The 6734-nt window shown below is 53.1% G+C and carries 3 protein-coding genes; all 3 read left to right on the top strand.

From position 1 onward, the window contains the following. The first annotated feature begins 76 nt into the window (after positions 1 to 76). The gene (locus GM154_RS21395; RefSeq protein WP_010795386.1) at positions 77 to 2107 is read left to right on the top strand and encodes a methyl-accepting chemotaxis protein; all 2031 of its coding nucleotides are present in this window, start codon (positions 77 to 79) and stop codon (positions 2105 to 2107) included. Between the two features lie 30 nt (positions 2108 to 2137). After that, the gene (locus GM154_RS21400) at positions 2138 to 3022 is read left to right on the top strand and encodes a protein-glutamate O-methyltransferase CheR (protein ID WP_219653291.1); all 885 of its coding nucleotides are present in this window, start codon (positions 2138 to 2140) and stop codon (positions 3020 to 3022) included. A gap of 19 nt (positions 3023 to 3041) precedes the next feature. Then, positions 3042 to 6734, top strand: a 3693-nt coding sequence (locus tag GM154_RS21405) for an Hpt domain-containing protein (RefSeq protein ID WP_219653292.1), incomplete at its 3' end; no start/stop codon positions are given.

The following is a 6734-nucleotide window of genomic DNA, read 5'->3' on the forward strand; positions in this document are numbered from 1 at the left end:
AATGGATTGTGGGGCCAAATGAATTGGCTTTATCACAAAGGAATATGCAATAAACCGGTCCAGGCGGGGGCCAGCAATGAAGAAAACGAGTACGGGGAAAACGAGTCCTTTGGTCGCCGGCCTTTTTGTCGCGCTGATCATTTCAATTGTTCTGCTTTTCGCAAACTTCGCGTATCTCAGTACGCAAGCCAACCACGATAAGCAATATCTTGAGCATGCGGGTGAGTTGCGTGTTCTCTCACAGCGTATTTCCACCAACGCGAGTGAGGCTGCAACAGGTAAGCCCGAGGCATTCAATCAGCTTAAGGCGGCTCGTAACGAGTTCGAAAGACGCTGGGATATCTTGCGTAACGGTAATGAGCTAGCAGGTTTGCCGCCTTCTTCATTGTCTGTTGCCCCACAAATGGAAGCGGTACAGGCTGAATGGGATCGTGTCCGGAAAAGTGCGGATGACATTACGGCCAGTGAGCAGACCGTACTATCATTGCATCAGCTTGCGACTACGCTTGCCCAGACGATTCCCCAGTTGCAGGTGGAGTACGATGAGATCGTTAACATCCTGCTGGAGCGTAAGGCACCCGCTGAACAAGTAGCGGTCGCGCAACGTCAGTCACTCCTGGCTGAGCGTATTCTGGGTTCGGTTAACAAGGTGCTGGCTGGCGATCAGTCTGCTGTTCAGGCCGCCGATAGTTTCGGTCGTGATGCCAGTATGTTTGGCCGTGTCTTGAACGCGATGCTTGAAGGCAACGCTTCGATGAACATCGCAAAAGTGACTGACCCTGAGGCTGTTAGCCGTTTGAATGAGGTTAACGAGCTGTTTGAATTCGTTTCCGGCAACGTGGACGAAATTCTCGGTACGTCTTCTGAGCTGCTTGTCGTGCGTGAAGCAGCCAACCAGATTTTTGCCAGTTCACAGCAGCTTTTGACCAAAGCGTCGGATCTGGCGCAAGGTTATGGCAACGTAACGGCTGAGCGACGTATCAACGTCCTCGGTAACTACGTTCTGGGCCTTATCGCGTTGGTATCGATTATTTCAATCGGTCTTATCATTGTAAAAGAAGCACGTCAGCGTCTGGCTGAAACCAATGAAAAGAACCAGCGTAACCAAGCTGCGATTCTTCGCTTGCTTGACGAAATTGCAGACCTTGCCGACGGTGACCTGACCGTAGAGGCAACCGTTACCGAAGACTTTACAGGGGCGATTGCTGACTCGATCAACTACTCGATCGACCAGTTGCGTGACCTGGTTAAAACCATTAACCAGACAGCGGTTCAGGTATCGGCAGCTGCTCAGGAAACTCAGTCAACCGCTATTCATCTGGCGGAGGCTTCCGAGCACCAGGCGCAGGAAATCGCCGGGGCTTCTGCCGCTGTTAACGAAATGGCAGTTTCTATTGACCAGGTATCGGCCAACGCCTCCGAGTCGACTGCGGTAGCAGAGCGCTCTGTATCCATTGCAAACAAGGGCAACCAGGTCGTACATAATACGATCGTGGGCATGGATAACATCCGTGAGCAGATTCAGGACACTTCCAAGCGGATCAAGCGACTGGGTGAATCCTCCCAAGAGATCGGTGACATCGTTAGCTTGATTAACGACATTGCCGACCAGACAAACATTCTGGCCCTTAATGCGGCCATCCAGGCTTCGATGGCCGGTGATGCGGGTCGCGGCTTCGCCGTGGTAGCCGATGAAGTTCAACGTCTTGCTGAGCGTTCCTCTGGCGCAACCAAGCAGATCGAAGCCCTTGTAAAAGCGATTCAGACCGATACCAACGAAGCTGTTATTTCCATGGAGCAAACGACCTCCGAAGTAGTTCGTGGTGCCTCTCTGGCCCAGGACGCGGGTGTGGCGCTCGAGGAAATTGAAAAGGTTTCCAGAGCGTTGGCAGGTCTGATCCAGAACATTTCCAATGCTGCGCGTCAGCAGGCGTCGTCTGCAGGTCACATCTCGAACACCATGAACGTCATTCAGGAAATTACTTCGCAAACCTCTGCCGGTACTACCGCTACCGCTCGTAGCATTGGAGACCTGGCGAAGATGGCGAATGAAATGAGACGTTCGGTTTCGGGCTTCAAGCTGCCAGAAGATCAGTCTCCTAGCTAAGTGCATAGCTCGTACGGAGCGGCGAGAGGTATGGACACTATCGCAACGAATGTCGAGCATCCCCAGGGCTGGAGTTTCCAGCCCTCAATGGAAATGCTGCCAAGCGAATTCATCGCTTGGCAGCATTTGCTTGAGAGTCGTGTTGGGATTGTTATCGATATCGCGAGGCGCCCATTTTTTCAGACCCATTTGACGAGCCGTATGCGAGCGCTGGGTATCAACGATTACGCAGACTACTATCGATATGTAACACGGGGAGTGACGGGCGCAAGGGAATGGACTGATCTGCTGAATCACTTAACCACGCAGTTCACTCAGTTTTTTCGCCACCTTCCTTCCTTCGAGACGTTGGAGGCTTATTTGAGTCAGCGTATCCAATTGGACAGCGAGGCAACCTTGTCTTTGTGGAGTGTGGGTTGCTCCAGTGGAGAAGAAGCTTACTCAATGGCAATAACGGCCTCAGAGACCTTCCGCAAGGCGGGTTTATCCGAGCGCTACGGTGTCTTTGCTACAGACATTAGTTCACATGCCTTGAGCAACGCTCGTCTTGGAATATATGCCTCTGAGAAAGTTAAGCATTTAGATAGTTCGCTGCTTGATCGCTATTTTTCAAATCATGCAGATGGAACGTTTTCCATAGCTTCCGCTTTGAAAGCTCGCCTGTGTTGCGCGCGATTGAATGTGCTCGAGCTTGGTAGAACACCCATATCTGGCATGGATGTCATTTTCTGTCAAAACCTGCTCATTTATTTTCGTCGGTGGCTTCGTAAGGACATTCTCAATCAGCTTGTCAGCAAGCTGAACCCCGGCGGACTTTTAGTAATTGGCGTGGGAGAGGTCACTGGCTGGAGTCATCCAGACCTGATCCCGGTCGCTGATGAGCGTGTTTTGGCTTTTACCCGCAGGGTAGCTTAACGGTATGAATGGAGTGAATATGGCAGATCGGCACGATTATGTCGCTCTGGAGTGGGTGAAGGGTGAGATTGCCGAAACGCTGAAGCAAGCCCAGCATGCACTTGAAGCTTTCGTTGAGAATCCTCAGGACACTACCCGGATTCGCTTCTGCCTGACCTACATTCACCAGGTCCACGGCACCCTGCAGATGGTCGAGTTCTATGGCGCGGCGCTGCTTGCCGAAGAAATGGAGCGGCTGGCCGAGGTGCTTCAGAACGATCCGGTAGCAGCCCAGAGTGATGCGCTTGAAGTTCTGATGCGAGCCATCTTGCAACTTCCATCCTATCTGGATCGCATTCTCGGTGCCCGTCGCGACCTGCCGATGATGGTGCTGCCGCTTCTGAATGAACTGCGTGCAGTCAGAGGCGAGAAGCCTTTATCCGAGGTTAACTTCTTCTCGCCAGCTTCTCCGCCTCTTGTGCCGCTTCTCGAGCCTGAAGAGCTGGCTCGCAGACAAGCAACCGATTGGCCGGTAGTCGTACGCAAACTCCGTCAGGTTTTACAGGTTGCACAAGTCAGCCTGTTCCGTAACCAAGGTGTTGCCAGTCACCTCAATTATCTGACGAAGGTGTTCGAGCGTCTTGAGCATTTATGCGCAGGCAGTCCGCTTGGCGAGTTGTGGCCGATGGCTTCTGCTCTGATTGAAGGACTCAGCGCTGGCGTCTTCGAGAACGATAGCCGCGTACGTGTATTTCTGCGTCGCATCGATAATGAGCTCAAGCGGCTGCTGGCAAGCGGAACAGCGGCACTCAATGTGCCAGCTTCTTATGATCTGACACGCGATCTGCTTTTCTATCTGGGCCAAGCTACAAGCGATACGCCCCGAATAAAGGAAATAAAGGCTCTCTACAAGCTCGAAGAAGCGCTGCAGATTTCAGGGCAGGGTGATACTGGAAACAATGGAAGCATTGGTCCGGATCGCGATGCGATGCGCTCTGTGGTAACAGCGCTATGCGAAGAGCTGGTGCGCATCAAGGACAGCCTTGATTTGTATGTACGTAGCGACCGTCAGCAGTCTAGCGAGCTGGGCGCACTGCTGCTTCCCTTGAAGCAAATTGCAGACACGTTGGCTGTCCTGGGCTTTGGCCAGCCGCGTCGCGTCATTCTAGATCAGATCGATCAGGTCTCGGCGCTGGCCGCTGGGGATGTGCCCGGCACCGATTCTGCGCTTATGGATATCGCAGGTGCGTTGCTTTATGTCGAGGCAACACTGGCGGGCATGATTGGCGTGACGGATCATGGCGATGATGAGGAGTCTCATCTTCCCACGACAGACGTTGCCCAGGTACATCAGCTTGTCATTAGAGAGGCGCGTAATGGTCTTGAGCAGACCAAAGATGCCATTATCGAATTCATAGCCTCTCAATGGAATCATGAGCATTTGTTGCCGATTCCCCAGTTGCTGACCCAGGTTCGAGGCGGCCTGGGCATGATTCCTCTGGAGCGTGCAGCAGGCCTGGTTGAGGCATGTAATCGCTATATTCAGCAAGAGCTCCTGGCTCGCCAGGTCGTTCCAGACTGGCAGAGCTTGGACACGCTGGCAGATGCTATTACCAGTGTCGAATATTACCTTGAACGTCTCGCTGACGACTCCAATGCACAGCAGGAGCTGATTCTTGATGTAGCAGAGGAGAGCATGGAAACCTTGGGCTATCCCTTGGTATCCAGTTCGACTGATGTGCCTCTGGTTATAGAGGAAATCGCTACAGAGCCGACGCCGGACGCAAGCGCTGACAGCGCTATGAGCGATGCTGATGCAGAGGTTGAAGAGCTTGTCCATGTTGAAGCGGTTGATTCGCTCGAAAGCAGCTCTCCTGAAGCCAGCACCGCTTCTGGTGTTGACGGCCAACAGCAGGACGCCACATCACTTGAGCCGATGGCGGAGGAGGCGCTTTCTCACGAGCCCTCGACAGAGCCAGAACTGCCTGCCGACGCAGCTGCCGGTGCCTTGGAAGCCAGTGATGACGCGCAGGGGGCCACTGCGTGTCTGGATGCAACGCAGCCGACTGAGACTGAGGCGTTACCTGAACACGTCGATACAGTAGCTGACGCCTCTCTCCCCAGTCATGGCGAAGAGACAGATATGGATCTGGGGGATGTCATGGCCTCCCCTGTGCAGGCTATCAATCCGCCTGCAAAAGAAGCTCCTCCCTCTATTCTTCCTCCTCCTGTTGAGGAGGAGCCTGTCGATGAAGATTTGAGAGAAGTCTTCATCGAAGAGGCAGAAGAAGTACTCGAAACGCTTAACACGTATATTCCCCGCTGGCTAACTAATGCCTCGGATCGTGAAGCGTTATCTGAGAGCCGTCGAGCCTTCCATACTTTGAAAGGCAGTGGGCGCATGGTGCGCGCCTTGATCATTGGCGAGCTCTCATGGGCAGTTGAAAATCTTCTCAACCGTGTCATCGACCACAGTGTAGAAACCTCTGCCGATATTCAGCATGTAGTAAACGAGGTCGTACAGCTACTGCCGCAGCTGATTGATGAATACGAGCTGAATGCTCAGCGTCAGCGTAACGATGTCGATTACCTTGCAGCGGCGGCTCATGCGCTGGCCCGTGGGCTTCCCATCCCAGACGCGTTTGAGTCTTCTGAACAGGTAGAGCCTGCTTCTGAGGATGAAAATGCTGACGTCGAGGCTCCGGTTACGGCTGTAGACCATGCTGAAGAGCCAGAGCCAGAGCCAGAGCCAGAGCCAGAGCTTAGCCTTGAAGCTGATGACGAAAAGTCGCTGGATGCACAGGTTACAAGCGAGCCTGTGTTTGAAGAGCTGCCTGAGCGTGAAAATGTTGATCCGTTGCTATTGGATATCTTCCGTAATGAGGCGGAGGCTCATCTTGCAACAATTGCGGAATACCTCGAACAGGCGGACCCTGAGGTACCTCAACAGGTTACTGATAATCTGCTGCGTGCCTTGCATACCCTCAAGGGTAGCGCTCATATGGCAGGTATTTCAGCGATTGCTGACCTTGCTTCGTTGTTGGAGCGTGTTGTTAAGGAATACAAGGCAAGCCATACACCGTTTGGCTCTGAAGAGCAGCAGGTGCTGGCGGATGCAGCGTATTCGATAGAGGACGGCCTCAGACAATTGAGTGACGACCATATCGATATTCAGCTTATCGATAATGATGCCTTGTTGGCTCGATTGCAGGATCTGCTGGAGCAAAGATCCGAGCAGACCGCTTCGATCGATGCGGCAGAGTCGAATACGCATCACAATCGTCAACGCCTCTCCGATTTTCTTATCGAGAGCATGGATATCCTGCTCAAGGCCGATGGGCTGCTAGAGGCCTGGCAAGCAACGGGTGATGATGCTCATCATGCTGCCTCGCTGTCCGCTGAGTTCACCCATTTCTCTGATCGGGCCGCTAACGCGGGGCTTTCAGACGTGGAGGCATTGAGTTCAGCTCTTTGCGAGGTCTATCAATCCTGCATTAGTGCGCATATTCCTCATCGTGACGTGTTCTTTGAGGAAGTGCTGGCTTCCCAGGAAGCCTTGGTCAGCATGCTTAACCAACTGGCCGTGGGGCTTAGAGCCACACCTCAGGGTGAGCGCATCAATGCCTTGCAATTGCTTCTTGCTGAACTGGATGATCCTGAGACTGAGACTGAGACTGAGACTGAGACTGAGACTGAGACTGAGACTGAGACTGAGACTGAGACTGAGACTGAG

This window comes from Pseudomonas sp. MAG002Y, assembly GCF_019400845.1.
In the GTDB taxonomy this organism is placed as follows: domain Bacteria; phylum Pseudomonadota; class Gammaproteobacteria; order Pseudomonadales; family Pseudomonadaceae; genus Chryseomonas; species Chryseomonas luteola.

Coding starts and splice junctions, on each gene's coding strand:
- GM154_RS21395 (WP_010795386.1), top strand. CDS start 77: ATGAAGAAAACGAGTACGGGGAAAACGAGTCCTTTGGTCGCCGGCCTT.
- GM154_RS21400 (WP_219653291.1), top strand. CDS start 2,138: ATGGACACTATCGCAACGAATGTCGAGCATCCCCAGGGCTGGAGTTTC.